Origin of the sequence: Streptomyces sp. NA02950 (assembly GCF_013364155.1) — a bacterium.
GTDB lineage: Bacteria > Actinomycetota > Actinomycetes > Streptomycetales > Streptomycetaceae > Streptomyces.
On record NZ_CP054916.1, the window covers coordinates 7621413 to 7640499 of the forward strand.

At 69.3% G+C, this 19087-nt stretch carries 1 protein-coding gene (running past one end of the window); it reads left to right on the forward strand.

From position 1 onward, the window contains the following. On the forward strand, positions 1-19087 hold the start of the coding sequence (locus HUT19_RS33435) for a lonely Cys domain-containing protein (protein WP_176184012.1). 31817 nt of this gene lie beyond the right edge of the window; the window shows 19087 of its 50904 coding nt (coding positions 1-19087); the start codon lies at positions 1-3; its stop codon lies off the right edge, out of view.

Below are 19087 nucleotides of genomic sequence, written 5' to 3' on the forward strand. Positions count from 1 at the left end.
ATGAACGGGGCGATAGCCGCCGTCGGCGCTGCGCTCCCGGCTGAGATCGGCAATGGGTTCGTCAGCACGGTCCAGCAAATCGTGGACTCCATCGACGAGCTGGCCGCACAAGCCCTCGAAAAAGGACGGAGTCAGATCAAGAAAGCCCTTGCCCTGCTGGAGGGCAAGGTCGAGGCCATCATCGAGTTCACGACCATGCTCGCGATGATCGCTGCCATCATTGCCCTGTCGGCTTTCACCGGCGGGCTCATGGCATCACAGGTCGCGTTGGAAAGGGCCCGCACGGCCCTGGCCATTGTTCTCATCATGGAGCGGATGGCGCAGGCCGGGGGCACTCCTCTCTCCGGCGTCATCGAAGCCATCGAGGAATTCCTCACCTCGGTCGCCGCCCAACTGTCCTCGATGATCTTCATATCGGATCCCGATGTGCGGCGGAAGGACATGAACTGGGACGATGTCGGGAGGTCCACGTTCGTCGGGCTCATCGCCGGGCTCCTGGGCGGGGCCGCCAACGATGTGGTGTGGAAGGGCGTTGGAAAATACTTCAAAGACCGTCCGGACTGGAACAAGGACGCGTTCAACGTTGCCAACTCCTTCGTCAACGACGGGGCTTCCGAAAGCAATGCGGAATTCTTCGTCGGCGGCGTACTTGATAACAAGTGGCGTTTCGATGTCGAGAACTTCTGGCGGTCCGGACTCAGCGGCGCGATAAACAACAGGCTTGAGGACGTCGCCAGGAATTTCGGTACATCCCTGAACACCAACCTCTTCGGCGGCAAGAACCTCCTGCTTCGCCCTCCCGGTGGCGGCAGCGGGGCAGGAGGCCAGCACAACACCCAGACCCCCCTGCCCACCACGAACTCCGGACTCGATCAGGGCGTCGGCGTTCCCACCAACGTCACGGCCCCGCCGCCCCTGCTCAACCAGGTCTCCCACACCACGCCGGACCTGCCGGTCAATGGGGCCCCACCGCCCGCGCCCGCGCCCGTCCCCGCGCCCGTCCCACCGCCCGCGCCCGTGCCCCCGTCCGACCTGATCGCCCAACCGCCGTTGACCATCGGTGATGGCGAAGGCGCCGATGCCGTGGCAGAGTTCGTGCCGGGTCCCGATGCCCTGCCGGACCCCCTGCCCGACAGCGACACCGCGTCGTTCGTCAGCGATGTCTCCGACAGCGATGTGGGGTCGATCTCTGACTTCAGCGATGTCTCCGACCTCACCGATCTCGGTTCGGTCGGCACGGACTTCGGCTTTGCGAGTGACACCTCGTCCCTATCGGATTTCGATGTCGACGAGGAACACGTACCGCTCCTGGACAAGGGGTCCGGCGTCTCCGACGCCCCCGCACCGCTCGCGGGAAGCGACGGTCTGGACGGCTCGGCCACACCGACTCCCGCCGCCGACCCGGCCCTGGGCCCGGGTTTGAGCCCAGCCCCGGGGCTGGGCTCAAACCCGGGCCCAGGGCCGGGTGCGGTCACGGGAACGGGATCCGTCGCAGCTTCCGGTTCCCCGGTCACCGGCCCCGAGGACACCGATGTCGAAGAGGGGCCTGTCGCCGACGGTCCGCTGGCCGACATCGTCCAGTCCACACTGGCCCCGCCGGTGTCCGACCCCTCCGCACCGTTGGGCACCGATGGCCTCCTCGACGCCCGTGCCACCGGCTTGCCTCCGGGGACCTCCCTCGCCTCGGGAGCAGGGTCCCCGGAGGCACCAGCCCATTCCGACCTCGGTCATCCCAACAGAGGTGGCAGCCCCGCAGTTCAGCACACCCCGGGCGTGGTTCAGCACGACCCGGGCGTCGACGAAGCGGGGCTGCCGGCCCACGAGGCGACCACCGACGATGCCGACGCCGAGTCCGGTGACCGGCTGACGGACAACTCCTCGACCGTGGATCAACCCGCGGCGCCGACAGGCCGGCCGACTACGGGCGTTACCACCCCCTCCACGAGCGAGTCCACGTCCTCCTATCCGGACGAGACCGTTGCGGAATCGGATGAGGGATCGGCATCCGGGACCGAGGATCAGGCGACAGCCCAGCCGGTTGCCGGGGAGACGGGCCCGGCCGTGGTCCAGCCGGTTCCGGGGGAGAGCGGTCCGGCTGCCATCCAGCCGGTCGCCGGGCAGACCGACCCGGTTACCGCGCCGCCGCTGTCCGCCGACGGAATCGACGTATCCGGTCAGCAGGCCCCGCACCAGCAGGCGGTGGATCAGGACGAGTTCCGCCCGGTGACCGAGAGTTCCGACGTGCCCGGCGCCTCCGAGACCGTGGTGTCGGTTGTGGGGCAACCGGTCCTCGACGGTCCCGCTGCCGGGACCGGTCAGCCATCGTCCCGGGGACCCGCCCCTGTCGCGGGCCAGCCGCCGGCGCAGGGCACGGGCGGGCGGGGCACGACCCCCGCCGACCCCGCCGACGGCCGGCAGGCGGATTCCGCGCCGGCCCAGCAGCCGGACGTCACGGCCACCACGCAAACCCCACACACCACCACCGAAACTGAGAGCCGAGAAACTCCGGACACCGCGAAAAAGACGGAAACAGAATCCGCGGACGCCCAGGTCCTCAGCCGACCGGCACAGGAATCCACAGACGCGCCGCTCGTTGCGCCCGCACCCGGCCAGGTGCCCACCGGCTCCACCGCCTCGGCCACCGCAGGCGGCACGCCCCAGCCGGGCGCCGACTCCGGCCCGGTGCCGTTGGCCGCGGTCCTGCCCCAGCTTCCGAAGCCGGCCCCCAAGAAGTACGCCAAACCGTCGAAGAGCGCGTGGCAGCACCCGCGAGTGCTGGTCAGCGAAGTCAAGGACCCGTCCGGCAGGCGCACGGGCGCGCTCTCCTTCAACGCCAAAGACCTGGCGAGGCGACAGCATTACGGAAAGCTGTCGGAGCAGACCCGGTTCGTCGCGGGCTACCGCAACGACCAGGGCGAGTGGAACGGCACCTGGAGGAACCTCCCGAAGAACTTCAAGGACTCCTTCTTCCTTGGCCTGCACCACGACGACAAGGGGTTCAGAGTCGTCGTCGGCGACGACCAGGACAACCCGGTCGTCAACGCGCTCCCCGAGGACACTCGCGAGCTGATCATGAGCGCCGAGGAGCTCGGCGAGCTGTTGCGCTCCCTCAGATCCGAGCTGAAGGACTTCAAGGCGATCACACTGTTCGCCTGCACGGCGGGAAAGGGCCGGCTCCCGAACGCCGGGGCCGAGCAGGCGCTCGCGGACGCCCAGATCGTGGCCGACATCTCCGGCCTCGTTGTCCACGCCCCCACCGGAAGAGTCGCGTTCAACAAGCTGAGGGGGGGCCGTGAGGACCGGATCATCCTCGAACCTGACGAGCAGGGCAAAGCGACCGAGTGGCGTACGTTCCTGCCCCGGCCGTCGTCGGCCGGGCACACGCCCACCGCCGGGGGTTTCTCCGTACCCGACACCGGGCTGCAGGGGCCCGCCGTGGGTCCGGCTGAGCAGCCGACGGCTGCGGACTGGAACAGTCCGCAGGCGCAGGAGGGGCCGGGCGGTTCGGCGAGTGGTGTGTCGTCGCTGAGTTGGGTGGCGTTCAAGTCGGGATCCGACGTGCTCTCTCCTGGTGCGAGGACGTCTATTGAGCAGTTGGCCAACCAGGTGGCTGAGGAGGGGCTTGCGCAGTGGCGGACTGGGGCGGTGCTGCCTGGTGTGGTGGTGACGGGGTATGGCCCTGGTCGGGGGCCTAGTGGGAAGGAGCAGGCGCTTGCGCTGGGTGGGAGGCGGGCGACGGCGGCGCATGAGGCGTTCGTGCGGCTCCTGGATTCCAGGCTGGGGGCGCTTCAGTCGGGTGTGCCCGCGGGGCAGGGTCGTTTGACGGCTGCGGACTTTGGTGTTGTCTGGCGTAGCCGTGGGCGGGATGTCGTGGCGGACGGGGGGTCTGGGAACGCGAGTCTTACGACGTTGCGTCAGCGGGCGACGTTCGCGGTGGTCTGGCCGTCGGAGGTGCTGGCGAGGCTGGGGGGTAGTGATCCGAGTCTGGGTGGCTCGGTGGATGTGGATGTGGTGGCGCGGCGTGTGCTGCATCTGGCTGGTGGTGCGGTGGTGGATGAGGGGGTGCGGGGTGAGCTGTTCCGTCTGGTGCGGGATGCGTGGGCGGAGGGGCGTGCGGGGAGTGTGGTTGCGTTGGCTGCGTTCCATGTGCAGCAGCAGGGTGTGTTCGACGCGAATCGTTCGCGTCGTTTCACGGCCAATGGCAGCCCCGTCCCGGGTCTGAACTGGGGGTCCAACCCGACTGTGGAGCTGGACATGGCCCATGTCGAGCTGGAGAGGCATGAGGGGGGTAACTCGCCCCGGTACACCTCTGAGGCGGCTCGGTGGGGGCGGGGGCAGGTGTATGTGGTGGGGGGTGTGGGCGGTTATGACTGGGTGCGGGTGCCGTGGGCGGATGGTTCGTGGCGGGATCTGGGGATCGATGAGTTTGTTGAGGTGATGGCGCACAATGAGGAGTTGGCTGGTCTTGCGGCGCGTGTGCCGGTTGTGCTGGTCATTCCCTCTGCCGGGGACGGTTATGTGGAGCTGGGGCGGAAGCTGGCGGAACGGCTGAAGCGGGTCGTGTGGGCGCCTACCGCGCGTGCGTGGATTCCGGAGGGCATGGGCGGAGCGGTATCGATCCGTCAGGTGGTGGGTGCGCATGAGGAGGCGGGGGATTTCCTTGCCAGCGAGCCTGGTATGGCGCCCGATGACGATGATGGTGCTCCTGACTGGTTCCGCGATGTGGTGACCCGGGCCATAGTCAGTCTGAAGCAGACGAAGTACGGGAAGCAGATCGGCCGAAGCGTGCACAGCGGCCCCGAGATGGCCGACAGGTTCGAGGACTACCGCCGCCTCGACCAGATAAGGACATTTGAACATTACAATCTCGCCACCGGACGCTACTCGCTGGCCGAGGATTTGCCGGAGCCGGATGCGGAGGCGTACTACCTGGCTATGCACGGCGCGCCGGGCCGTGTCGAGTTCGCGATGCGCGGTGGTGGTGTACGGCGGGTGCCGGCTCGCGAGGCGGCGGGATGGGTCAAGCGGCGGAAGAGTTTGTCCGGGCGGCCCCCGCAGCACCTGCTGGATCTGGTGATCTGCTGGGCCGGCTCGCCTGAGGACAATTCCGTGCCTGCGCCTCCAGGTGTCGGCGAGGCCTTCCCTGGTGTGTTTGTTGCCGACCCGCTCCGGACTGATTCGGTCGGTCAGGCTTTCGCGAACGCCTCGCGGCGTAAGACGCGCGTGCACATACGATCAGTAGGCACATTCGGCCGGCCGTATGGCGTATTTGGTCGGTTTGCAGATACCGATGCTCAGGGGCGTCGGGCGCCGTATGGGCTGTTTTTCCCGGAGCCGACGGTGGAGGAGCTGGACCGGCGGGCGCGTGTGGCGGGGTTGTACGCGGCCGTGGATTCGGCGCCGGAGGCGGTGCGGGAGCGGACGCTGGCTCAGGTGCGGGAGCGGACGCTGGCTTTGGTGCGGGCGCTGAAGCTGGTCTTGGGTAATGAGGTGGATGATGGCGTTGAGGTCGCTCAGGATCCGGGATATGCGGATCTGCTGCGGGGGATCGCGGCTCTGGAGGGGATGTGGCGGGCGGATCCGGCTTTCGCCGGGCTGGGTCCGTTTACGTTGGATCTGCTGCAGCGGGTGGTGGCGGCGCGGTTGCCGCAGGGGCGGAGTGAGCCGGACCGGGCGGCGTACCGGGAGTTGTTCCAGGCCGCGCTCAACGCCCCGTCCGGCACACACCTGAGCCAGTTCGCGAAGATGCGCATGGTGGCGGACACCGCACAGGTCATGGGCAGCAAGGACACACGCGCGCTGGATCAGCGCGCCGTGAGCATGCTGATGCTGTCGGGGCCTGACCAGGTGGGGGAGGCGGAGCGGTCCCGGATGTTCTGGGCCACTGTGAAGGCCTACGAGATGTCGAAGAGGACTGCGGGCTGGGACGCGTTGACCGCCCGGGTGCTGCACATGGACCCCGCCGCGGTGGTCGATGCGGCGCGCGCCTACGTGCTGGCGATGGCTGCCACCGCCTTTGCGCGTGGCCGTGACGCGGCGAACCCCGATGTGCTGGCCGCCTGCCATCTGGAGGCGCTGGGGAGCTACGACACCGGAATTCTGACCAAGGACCTGTCATCCCGAGTGGTCGGGCGTGATTTCACCCCCGGGCCGCCCGGGGTGCTGGAGACGTCGAAGGTCGGTCTGCCTGGCGGGCTGGAAGCGGCGCCGTGGCAGAAGGACAAGGCCGGCAACCACAAGCCCGCTCCCTACGTTGTGCGGGCATCCTCGGTGCCTGGGCAGCCCGGCATGCTGTCGGTGACGCTGAGGGGCGTCTCCTACACGGTGCCCGCCGAGGTGTTCATCGAACTGCTCGCGGGTGATCCGCAGTTGATGCTGCCTGAGCTGAGCACTGATGTAGTGCTGGCCGTACCGAAGCTGGGGGTTGCCAACCCCTCCTTGGCGCAGCGCCTGGCCCAGCGCCTCGGCCGCAGGGTGTGGTTCACCCGCGCCGACATAGAGGTGCAGACGTCCGGCCCGAATGGAGAACCCGTCCTCGGCCTGGTTGCCACGGCGCTCGTGCCGAACCCGACCGCCGCGCACTGGCAGTCCGCAGCGCCTGTGGATCTCCAGAACCCGGGGGCCGCCCCGCTCCCGGTCCCGCCCCCGCCCACCAATTCCGCTTCGCCGGCTTCAGCGGGAAGCGCTCAGGCCGTGCAAGCCGTAAGCGACGAGGCCGCGCCGCTGCCCTTCTTGCCTTTCGCCACGCAGTTGGTGGATGAGAACGACGTCGAATGGTGGCGGAACTCCGGGAACGACAACGAGAGCTACGCCGGCAGCGACACCGACGCCGACGAGGTGGGGCCGGAGGCGGAGCCGGACTCCATGGACTGGAACAGTCCGCAGTCGCAGGAGGGGGCGCGGTTCCCCGATCTGTACGCGGATCCCTCCTGGCAGCAGGCCACTGACCGGTTCGAGGGGGCGCTGCGTAAGGTCGTTGCCGTCGATCCCCGCGTGATTGGCGCGGCGAAGGGCTCCGTGCGTGGGCTCCTGTTGGTTCTCGAGAGGCGCTTCGGTCGGGAGGCGGCCGTGCGTGCCTTCGCGCCGTCCGGCTTCGCGGGGGACGGGCAGGGCCTGTACTCCCAGCTCGTGGCGTGGACGGACCCCAACAACAAGGCCGTGAGACCTCGGGCGTTGGTTGACCTGTTCGTTCTGGCGGCCTTCCGGAGCGGTTCGGGTTCCACGCTGAGTGACATGTGGGCGACCGATCCGCAGACCAACCCGCACGGTGTGCCCCTGCGGCCCCCGGTTGTCCCCCCGCACGCACAGGCCTCGGCGGGTCAGGTGGCACGCGGTCTGCGGATCCGGCCGGAGGCCGTTGCGACCGTTGGGTGGCTGCACCGGGCCTTCGCGTCGCTGAACTTGCGCGGCGCTGATCCGTTGCTGTTCCGGGAGGTGTTGCTGGCGGGACTGCCCGAGGAAGAGGGTTACACCCTTGCCGAGGTGGTACAGGGTTCGCATGAGGCGGGTGTTCGGTTCGGGGTCGAGCCGGACATGACGGTGGCGGACGCGTCGCAGCTGTATGCCTGGGCTTTCGGCGTACTCGCTCCCGGCAGCCGCGCACACGCCGGCCCGGAGGTCGCGCGGGTCCTGGATTCGGGGAGCGTCCGCGTCGATCTGAGGTTCCCGCAGAACCACCTGTACCGCGAGCGTCACCAGGGCTGGTTCGAGGGCCTGACCGACAGCCGCACTGTCCACGACGGAATCCGGGAGATCCTCTGGTCGAAGGCCGGCACCGGCGCACTGGCCGAGCCTGTTCTGCAGGACCGACGGGAGCGTCGTGCCGCGCTGGCGGACTGGATGCTGCGTCATGGCTCGCCCGAACTGCTGAAGCGCAATGTCAATTTCATGGCGTACCTGGTGGCCATTTCGCTGGTGAGCGGTGCGGATGGCCGGTTGCTAAACGCGGCGTTCACGGCAGAGGATGCCGGGGCGGTGGGACGGCTGCGGGAGGAGGCCGCGGCCGTGGTGCGGGAGGCGCTGGCGGGAACGGCGCCGCGAGGGCGGCTTCCGCTGCTGTTCCTGCGCGACGCCGGCTTCCGGGCGCTGGTGGAGTCGTTCTCGGGCGGCGAGGCGGAGATTGCGGATCTGGTGGGGCGGGCGGCCGACCTTGCTGAGGGAGTGCGGGGTGAGCTGACAGGGCATCGGGAGATGGCTGCGGAGGCGCTGATGATGCTGCCCAGGGTTCCGCATCCGGTGGCCTGGGCGACCTGGGAGGCCAACCTGCCTGCGCTAGGGGCGGAGTTCGGGCTGCCGGAGTTCCACGAGGCGACGACCAGTACCGCCGGTGCGCTGGCAGGACTGGATCCGGCGCCTGCCGGACGCGCGGGACAATGGGCCGTGGTGTGGTCCGTGGACCGCTCCAGCGGCCGGGATATCTCACCGCTGTCGCGGACGCCGGCGGAGCGGCCGGTGCTGTTTCCGCAGGCCGCCACCTTCCGGGTGAAGTCGAAGAGCACGCGGTATGACGGCGCGTCGGGGCTGGCGTATGGGCATGTGGTGCTCGAGGAGATCGGGCAGCGGAACACTTCCTGGGCACCGGAGATCCTGACCTGGCCCGTTGCCGGCCCCCACCGCATCGTGTCGTTCTCCAGCATGCCGCTCCCCCACTGGCGCGACAGCGCCGACAAGATGAAGCGCTGGGACGAGACCCTCTTTTGGGCCTACCGGAATGACTTCGCTTCGGGGATCGCGTCCCGAGACCTGCGGGCCAGGGACCTGGAGTGGGGGTCCGCCGAATGGGGCAGGGACTTTGTCGTAGCCGTATCGCACGCCGATGAGCCCGTTTTCGGGGTGATCTCTCCCTACGGTATCCGCTGGGTGAGCGGTACGGAGTGGGGTTGGCACCTCGGGAATCTGCTGAGGGACGGCGGCTTTGCGGCGGATACCCGCATCGTGCTCGCCGCGTGCAGGTCAGGCGCCGACATCCTCGGCGGCGACCCGATCGGACAGGATGTCGCGGACGCCAGCGAACACCCCAGCCATGCACCCACGACGCGCACGGAACTTGCGGAAGTCGAAGGCGCCTCCACGATCTTGCTCGAGCGTGGGCGGGGTGGGGCGAAGCCGCGGTTTGTTGAGTTCCGGTCGCGTCCCCGGCCGGTGGCCGCGCGGCGGGCTGCTGCCCGGGTGTATGCGCCGTACGCCGACGGGTTCCGCGCGTTCTACCGGGACCCGCGCTGGCCCGCGCTGAGTGAGGCGTATGAGTGGGCGCTGGGCCGCGATCTCGCCGGTGATCCAGATGTCCGCCGGGCGGCGCGAGAGATGATCGATATCTGGCTGCCCGACCAGGCGGCCCAGTCTCCCGACGGGACAGCCACCAGCCTCGTCCAGGCAGCGGTCGACGCAGCGGTCGCCGTGGGCGTGTCCCTCAAGAACGCGGGCGTGGACCCGCGGAGCGACGGGTTCCGCGCGTTCAGCGAGGTACGCGGTTTGCGCCTGTCCGCCGACCGGCTCAACATCGCGGAGGCGTTCCTTGCCGCCCATGGTAAGAGGGTGCCGGTGGCTTCGATGCCGGGGGCGCGCAAGGCGCTGCTGAGCTGGCTGTTGAGCGAGGGCTTCGACAGCCTGTTTGAGTCGGTGCGCGGTTCCGTGTCCTCTATGGAGTCGCCGGTGGAGGCGGCGGTGGTCCTCGGTGACGCGGCGCATCTGTACGCGTGGGCGTTCGCCGAGCTGCCCCCGACGGGCTGGAGTCGGCGGCTGACTCCGTATCAGGAGTTGTACGCGCTGCGGAATGATTGGCTGACCGCTGAGGTGACCGGTGGTCCGGCCGTGCCGGGTGACCTGGTGGAGCTGGCCCGCGGTGGCGGGGCTGATGGTGTGTCGGTGGAGCGTCGGGCGGCCTTCGTGGCGTGGTCGGCCCGGCACGGTGGCGCCTCGCCGCTGGATGCTTTGGCTCCCGGGCATCTGATCGCGCTCTACCTCCTCACCAGCCCGCGCGACCGCGCGCTCTTCGACACCCGGCACGACGCGGCTCTGCTGCTCGCCATGGCCCGGGAAGCCGTGGACCAGGGGGTGGAGGGGCTCAGGGCGACCGGCAAGCCCGCGTTCCCGTTGCTGCTGATGGGCCACGAGGGTTTCCGCGGCCTGGTGGCCCAGGGGGCGGCGGCAACGCATACGCAGCCCCACGACGGCTTGTGGGACCCTGACGAGGACTGGTGGCACGACGTACGCGAGGACCTGCACCGACAGCTCGAAGGCGCCGTCGAGGCCGCGCTGGACCGCATCCCGCAGCACCTCGGTATGGCGGCGGAGGCCCTACGTGCCCTGCCGCCGGTCAACTCGGCCGCTTGGTGGACGGGCTGGCTCCCTGACGGGGCGCGCGACGTGCAGAGCCTCACGGTCCCGGGCTTCGCGACGGCGAGCCTGGACGAGGGCGTCGCTCGTGCGGGCCTGTCCGACTCGGGTCCGGGTGAGGGCGGGTTCCCGGTGCTGGTGGAGGTGGAGAACTCCTCGGCGCGTGATGTGGCGTTCCTCGCGGTCGACCCCGAGCGGCGTGAGGCGCGGTATCCGGGCCGGGCGGAGCTGGATGTGGTCCACCGCTCCTGGGAACAGACCGGGGACGGACGCCGCTATCTGCACCTGCGGGTCGTCGAGAGCGAGCCGATCGGGCAGTTCCCCGAACCGCTCGGCATCCACGGCGTCGACCAGGCACAGGACCTGGACAGCGACGTCGACATGGAGAACTACGCCGGCAGCGACACCGACGCCGACGAGGTGGGGCCGGAGGCGGAGCCGGACTCCATGGACTGGAACAGTCCGCAGTCGCAGGAGGCGGGAGCGCCATCCACGTCCGCGCTGGACTCCGGGCCGACGTTCCTCGCGAGCCGCGAGCCGGGTGACGTGGGGACGTATGTCGACGCGGAGCAGATCCTGGCCGACCTACGAGCGTCCGTGGTGGTCCCGGCAGGAGGCTACCGTCCGGTCCGTGGCACGGAACTGCTCGGACCGGACCTGTTCGGTGTGCGAAAGCCGTTCCCAGCACCCGGGTTCATGGCGGGTCACGATCACAGGAAACTGCACGGCGAGCAGGTGGTGACGTTCTTCCGCCGGCTTGACATGGTGCGGGGCGCACCGACACACCATGAGATGGACCCGCGGGTACTGCCGCGAGCCGAGGGCACGGCGCTGGTGACCGAGCGTTCGGAGGCCGAGCGGAGGGCGTGGGCACCGAATCGGAGCATGCCACCCCTTCCGGCGCGGGCCGAACTGCCGAACGTCATTCACCAGATCTGGCTCGGCGGGCCCTTGCGGAACGCCGGGAAGATGGCGGACTTCCGCGAGAAGACGGCTTTCATGGCCCGGCGCTACCGGGGAATGGCGTCGATGGTGCTGTGGACCGACGTGCCACGAGCGCTCCTCGACCGGGCAAAGCAACCTCCGTCGGCCTCCGACGACGCGGCCCTCGTTGAAGCGCGGGACATGCTCGACTGGGCGCGGGAGAACGGAGTGCGCCTCGCGAATGTCCACGAGGTGTTCCACGCCGGATCACCGATGAGGCTGCACGAGTTCTTCCAGACGGAAATGGTCAAGCAGATCGGAAGGGGATACGCGGCGGCCAGCGACATCCTCCGCCTGGAGATCATGCACAGGTTCGGCGGCATCTACATAGACGGCGACAACGTGCTCACCGACCCGTCCCACGTCGCCGCTGTCGCCGACTCCTCGCACGGATTCGCGGTCGAGAGGGTGCCCGGGGAGGTCGGGAACTCCGCTCTCGCCATGGCCAAGGGGCATCCGTTCGCACGCGTATACCTCGAAGAGATCCGACACCGCTACCAGCGTGTCCAGCGGGACCTGATGCTCGGCTACAGCGACATAGCCCCTGAGGAGTTCGCCACCCCAGTGGGGATGATCCGCCGTAACTCGGTGATGGAGCGGACGGGACCCGCGGTGATCAACGCGGTGGCGTTGCGGCTGGGCATGGTATCGGAGGATCTGCCGGGCCTCGACGGAGTCGTCCTGGGGCACGTCCACAGTTGGGTCGGCTCCGCGGCCGACAGCGTGCCGGCCCTCGTCCAACCGCCCCGTCCGGACACGCTCCGCACAGCGCGGATGGTGACCCAGTCCCTGGTGCGGGACATCTACAACCGTGGTGGGGACCTGAATCTGATGCAGGTCGCCGACGCTCTGAGCGACCACCCCCAGCGCGAAATGATCACGGAGGCGGCGCTCCGGTTCATCGCGGACCGGGCGGACCTTGCCCCCAGGGTCCGCACCGTCACCGATCGGAGTCTGGAACCCGGTGGCGTAAGAATCGCCGATGTGCCGCCGGGCGCACTGGCCCTGCTGGACTTCGACACCCCGGCTGCCGCGGGCAGAGAGCCGACCTCCTGGCTGGGTGACCTGCAAACGCCCGTCATCCTGCGGCAGGCCCCGATGGTGTCGGAGCCTTCCGCGCACGGCCCGTCACGAACGTCGTCGGAGGGCGCACCGGCCGCCGCCGCGGCGGAGCTGCCGACGGTGGAGGCTCCGTCGGTGGACGAGGTGGGGCCGGAGGCGGAGCCGGACGCGGCTGACTGGAACAGTCCGCAGCAGCCGGAGGGGGCGCGGTTCCCCGATCTGTACGCGGATCCCTCCTGGCAGCAGGCCGCTGACCGGTTCGAGGGGGCGCTGCGTAAGGTCTTGGCCGCCGATCCCCATGTGGTCCGCGCGGCGAAGGGCTCCGTGCGCGGGCTCCTGGGTGTTCTGGAGGGGCACTTCGGCCAAGAGGCCGCCGTGCGTGCCTTCAATTCGTCGGGCACCGGCATGGATTGGCGTGGTCTGCGCTCCCGGATCCTGGCGTGGACAGGCGATCGCGACACGGGCATCGGGCCGGCCATGGCGGTCTCCATGTTCAGCATGGCGGCCTTCCGGAGCACCTCGGGTTCCACGCTGAGCGACATGTGGCGCGACGATCCGGCAACGAACCCGCACGATGTGCCCCTGCAGTCGCCCCCCGTGGTGCCCCCGCACGCAGGCCATGCGGCCGGCGCTGCCCGCGGTATCCGGGCACGGCCGGAAGCGGTCGCGACCGTGCGGTGGCTGCTGCGGGCGTACGCCTCGCTGAACCTGCCCGGCGCCGATCCGCTGCTGTTCCGGGAGGTGCTGCTCGCCGGATTGCCCATGTTCACTCTTGCCGAGGTGGTGCAGGGTTCGCATGCGGCGGGTGTCCGGCACGGGCCTGAGCCGGACATGACGACGGCGGACGCGTCGCAGCTGTACGCCTGGGCTCTCAGCGTGCTCGACCCCCACCGCCGAGCGCACGCCGCCCCGGAGGTCGGGCAGGTCCTGGAGTCCGGGACCGTCCGTGCCGATCTGAGGCTCCCGCATCACCGCGCGTACGCCGAGCGCCACCGTGGCTGGTTCCATGGCCTGGCCGAAGGCAGCATCGTCGTCCACGGTATCCGGGAGACACTCTGGCCGGAGGCCGACACCGGCGCACTGGAGGACCGTGTTCTGGAGGACCGGCGGGAGCGTCGTGCCGCGCTGGCGGACTGGGTGCTGCGCCATGGCTCGCCCGCACTGCTGACCCGGAATCTCAATGACGCGTACATCCAGGCCATTTCACTGGCGAGTGGTGCGGACGCGGGGCTGCTGGACGCGGCGTTCACGGCGGACGACGCGGGGGCTACGGCGCGATTGAGGGACGCCGCCGCGGGCCTTGTGCAGCGGGCCCTGGGAGAACAGTCGCCGAGAGCGCATCTTCCGCTGTTGTTCCTGCGCGATGCGGATTTCAGTGGTCTGCTGGAGTCGTTCGCGGGCAGTGACGCGGAGGCCGCGGTGCTGAGGGACCTGGCGGCGGACCTTGCTGAGGGGGCGAGGGGTGAGCTGACGGGACATCGGCAGATGGCGGCGGAAGCCCTGATGATGCTGCCGAGGGTCCCGCATCCGGTGGCATGGGCGACGTGGGAGGCCGATCTGCCGGCGGTGGGGGCGGAGTTCGGGCTGCCGCAGTTCCACCAGGCGACGACCAGTACCGCTGGTGCGCTGGCGGGGCTGGGTCCGGTTCCTGCCGGACCCGCGGGACAACGGGCCGTTGTGTGGTCGGTGGACCGCTCCAGCGGCCGGGATGTCTCTCCGCTGTCGCGGAGAGCGGGAGAGAGGACGGTGCGCTTCCCGCAGGCGAGCTCGTTCCGCATCGAATCGACCGCCACGCGCTACGACAGTGCGACCGGGACGACGTACCGGCACGTAGTGCTCAAGGAGACCGGGCAGCAAGACGCCTCCTGGGCACCGGAGATCCTGACCTGGCCCGTTGACGGCCGCGGCCGCACCGTGGCGTTCTGCAGCGAGTCCCTCTACGACTGGCGCGCGAACATCGAGCTGATGAGGGGTTGGGACGAGATCGACTACTGGGTCCACAAGAAAGACGCCGCATCGGGGAACGAGGCCAGGGATCTGGAGTGGGAGCCCGTCGAATGGAGCACCAACACCGTCGCGGTGGAATCGCACGGCTCACCCCAAGGTTTCCAGGTGATCTCCCGGTACGGGACCCGCGCGGTGAGCGGCACGGAGTGGGGATGGCACCTCAAGAACGTGCTGCGGGACGGCGGCCTGCCGGCGGACACCCGCATCGTGCTCCACGCGTGCAGGGCAGGAGCCGACGTCCTCGGCGGCGACCCGGCCGGACAGGACTTCACAGACGCCAGTGACCACCCCGCCCATGCGCCCACGACCGTTACGCAACTCGGCCGATACGGAGGCGCCGTCGCGATCGTGCTCCAACCGGAGCCGGGTGGGGCAAAGCCGCGGTTTGTCGAGTTCCGGTCGCGTCCCCGGCCGGTGGCTGCACGGCGGGCTGCTGCCCGGGTGTACGCGCCGTACGCCGACGGGTTCCGCGCGTTCTACCGGGATCCGCTCTGGCCCGCGCTGGGCGAGGCGTATGAGCGGGCGCTGGGCGAGGATCTGGCCGCGGATCCCGAGGTTCGCCGGGCGGCGCGGGAGATGATCGATATCTGGCTGCCCGACCAGGCGGCCCAGTATCCCGAGAGGACAGCCACCAGCGTCCTCGTCGACGCCGCGGTCAACGCCGCGGTCTTCGACGGCATGTCCCTCCAGAACTCGGGCGTGGACCCGCAGAGCGACAAGTTCCGCGTGCTCAGCGAGGTACGAGGACTGAGCCTCAATGCCGACCGGCTCGATACCGCCACGGCGTTCCTCACCGCCCATGGCGACAAGGTGCCTGCCGCCTCGATGCCCGCGGCACGCAAGGCCCTGTTCAGCTGGCTGCTGAGCGAGCTCGCCGACAGCCTGTTCGAATCGCTGCTCGGCTCCATGCCCGTCCTGAAGTCGCCCGTGGAGACCGCGGTATCCCTCGGTGACGCGGCGCATCTGTACGCGTGGGCGTTTGCGGAGTTGCCCGCGGTGGGTCGGGGTCGGCGGCAGACTCCGTACCAGGAGCTGTACGCGCTGCGCAACGACTGGCTGACCGCTGAGGTGACCGGCGGTGTGGCCGTGCCGGGTGATCTCGTGGACATGGCCCGCGGTGGTGCGGCCGCTGTGCCCGCGGAGCGGCGGACGGCCTTCGTGGCGTGGTCGGCCCGGCACGGCGGCGCCTCGCCGCTGGACGCGCTGACCCCCGGGCATCTGACCGCGCTCCATCTCCTCACCAGCCCGCGCGACCGCGCGCTCTTCGACACCCGGCAGGACGCGGACCTGCTGCTCACGGCGGCACAGGAATCCGTCGACCAGGGGGTGGACGGGCTCAGGGCGACCGGCAAGCCCGCCTTCCCGTTGCTGCTGATGGGCCACGAGGGCTTCCGCGACCTGGTCACCCCCGTGGCGGCGGCAACGCATACGCAGCCCGACGAGGGCTGGTGGGACGACGTACGCGAGGACCTGCACCGAGAGCTCGAAGGCGCCGTCGAGGACGCGCTGGACCGCATCCCGCAGCACCTCGGTATGGCGGCGGAGGCCCTCCGTGCCCTGCCGCCGGTCAGCTCGACCGTGTGGTGGGCGGGTCGGCTGCCTGACGGGGCGCAGGACGTGCAGAGTCTCACGGTCCCGGGCTTCGCGACGGCGAGCCTGGACGAGGGCGTTGCCCGTGCGGGCCTGTCCGACTCGGGTCCGGGTGAGGGGGGGTTCCCGGTGCTGGTGGAGGTGGAGAACTCCTCGGCGCGTGATGTGTCTTTCGTGGCAGTCGACCCGGAGCGGCGTGAGGCGCGGTATCCGGACCGGGCGGAGCTGGATGTGGTCCACCGCTCCTGGGAGCAGACCGCGGACGGACGCCGTTATCTGCACCTGCGGGTCGTCGAGGGCGAGCCGATCGGGCAGTTCCCCGAACCGCTCGGCATCCACGGCGTCGACCAGGCACAGGACCTGGACAGCGACGTCGACACGGAGAGCGACGCCGACACCGACATCGATGAGGTGGGGCCGGAGGCGGAGCCGGACGCGGCGGATTGGAACAGTCCGCAGCCGCTGGAGGCGGCGGGTGGTTCGGCGAGTGGTGTGCCGTCGCCGTCGGAGGTGCTGGCGAGGCTGGGGGGTAGTGATCCGAGTCTGGGTGGCTCGGTGGATGTGGATGTGGTGGCGCGGCGTGTGCTGCATCTGGCTGATGGTGCGGTGGTGGATGAGGGGGTGCGGGGTGAGCTGTTCGATCTGGTGCGGGATGCGTGGGCGGAGGGGCGTGCGGGGAGTGTGGCTGCGTTGGCCGCGTTCCATGTGCAGCAGCAGGGTGTGTTCGACGCGGGCCGTTCGCGTCGTTTCACGGTCAGGGGCAAGCCCGTCCGTGGCCTGAACTGGGGGCCGCAACTCACTGTTGAGCTGGACACTGTCCTCGTCGAGCTGGAGGAGTACAAGGACGGCAAGGGACAGCGCAGCCGGGTGGCGGCGAAGTGGCCGCGCGGGGCCTATGTGGTGGGGGCTCATGGGGGGCATGACTGGGTGGGGGTCCCGTGGCCGGATGGTTCGTGGCGGGATCTGGGGATCGATGAGTTTGTTGAGCTGATGGCGCACAATCCTGAGCTGGCTGGGCAGGATGTGCCGGTGGTGCTGGCCATTCCTTTTGCCGGGGACGGGTATCTGGAGTTGCCGCGGAAGCTGGCCGAGCGGCTTGGGCGGGTTGTGTGGGCGCCGACCGGGCGTGCGTGGATTCCGACGGCCGGGAGCCAGATGGTCTCGATCCGTCAGATTGTGGGCCAGGATGGGGAGGCGGGGGATTTCGTTCGCAGCGAGCCCGGCATGGCGCCCGATCCGGATGATGACGCTCCTGGATGGTTCCGCGATGTGCTGACCAAGGCCATTGTCAGTATGACGACTGCGGAGCAGATCGGCCGAAGCTCGCACTCCGGTCCCGAACTGGGTGTGAGATATGAAGCCTTCAGCCGTCTCGACGAGATGAAGAAGATTGGGCATCTCAATACCGCCACAAGACGCATTGTATTTACCGAGGAACTGCCGGAGCCGGACGCGGAGGCGTACTACCTGGTCATGCACGGCTACCCGGGCTATGTCGTGTTCGCGATGCGGGACGGTAGTGACAGGGTGGCGCCGGCTCACGAGGCGGCAGAATGGGTCAAGCGGCGGCGGAGTCTGTCCGGGCGGCCCCGGCACCACTGGCTGGACCTGGTGATCTGCTGGTCCGGCTCGCCCAAGGGCGATGCCGTGCCTGCGTCTTTCGCCAGCGAGGCATCCCCTGGAGTGTTCGTTGCCGACCCGCTCCGGGATGTTTCGGTCGGGCAGCACTTTGCGAACGCCACACGCCGTAGGACACGCGCTCACATACGGCCCGTAGGGCTGGGGCGGCATAGAGGCCGATGGAGGCGGTTGGCAGATACCGATGCTCAGGGGCGTCGGGTGCCGTATGGGGTGTTTTTCCCGGAGCCGACGGTGGAAGAGCTGGACCGGCGGGCGCGTGTGGCGGGGTTGTACGCGGCCGTGGATTCGGCGCCGGAGGCGGTGCGGGAGCGGACGCTGGCTCAGGTGCGGGAGCGGACGCTGGCTTTGGTGCGGGCGCTGAAGCTGGTCTTGGGTAATGAGGTGGATGATGGCGTTGAGGTCGCTCAGGATCCGGGATATGCGGATCTGCTGCGGGGGATCGCGGCTCTGGAGCGGATGTGGCGATCCGATCCGGCTTTCGCCGGGCTGGGTCCGTTTACGTTGGACCTGCTGCAGAGGGTCGTGAAGGCACGGTTGCCGCAGGGGCAGAGCGAGCCGACTCGCGCGGCGTACCGAGACGTGTTCCAGGACGCGCGCACGGCCCGGCCCGGTTGGCCCCTGAGCCAGTTCGTGACCCTGCCCGAGGTGGCGTTCACCGCACAGACCCTGCGCGCGGCGGGCACGAGCACGCTGGATCAGCACGCCGTCGACATGCTGATGCTGTCGGGTCTTGACCAGGTGGGGGAGGCGGAGCGGTCCCGGGTGTTCTGGGCGTCGGTGAAGGCCTACGAGATGTGGGGGAGGACCGCGGACCGGGACGCGCTGACCGCTCGGGTGCTGCACATGGATCCCGCCGCGGTGGACAACGATGCGCGTAAGCGCTCGGTCCTGGTGTCCGTCACCGGCTTCGCCCGTGGCCGTGACGTCGCCAACCCCGATGTGCTGGCCGCCTTCTATCTGACGACGCACGGGGCCTACGGCTCCGCGACCCAGGTCAAGCACCGTCTGTCACCCGAGCCGGCCGGGCGTGATTTCTCCTCCGGACCGCGGCCCGGGACGCTGGAGATGTCGGAGATCGCTCTGCCGGGCGGGCTGGAAGCGGCACCGTGGTCGGGGAAGAACGAAGACGCAGGCAACAAGCCTGCTCCCTATCTCTTGAGGGCATCCCGGGTGGCGGGGCAGCCCGGCATGCTGTCGGTGACCCTGCACGGTGTTACCTACACGGTGCCCGGCGGTGAGTTCGTGGAGCTGGTGGCGGACGATGCGGAGCTGGAGCAGCATGACCTCACCAAGGACGTAGTGCTGGCCGTATCGGAGCTGGGGGTCATCAACCCATCCCTGGCGCAGCGTCTGGCCCAGCGGCTCGGCCGCAAGGTGTGGTTCACCAGCGCCGGCACCGACGTCGTGCAGACATCTGGCCCGAATGGCTACCCCGTCCTCGGCTTGGTCGCCACGGCTCAGGTGCCGA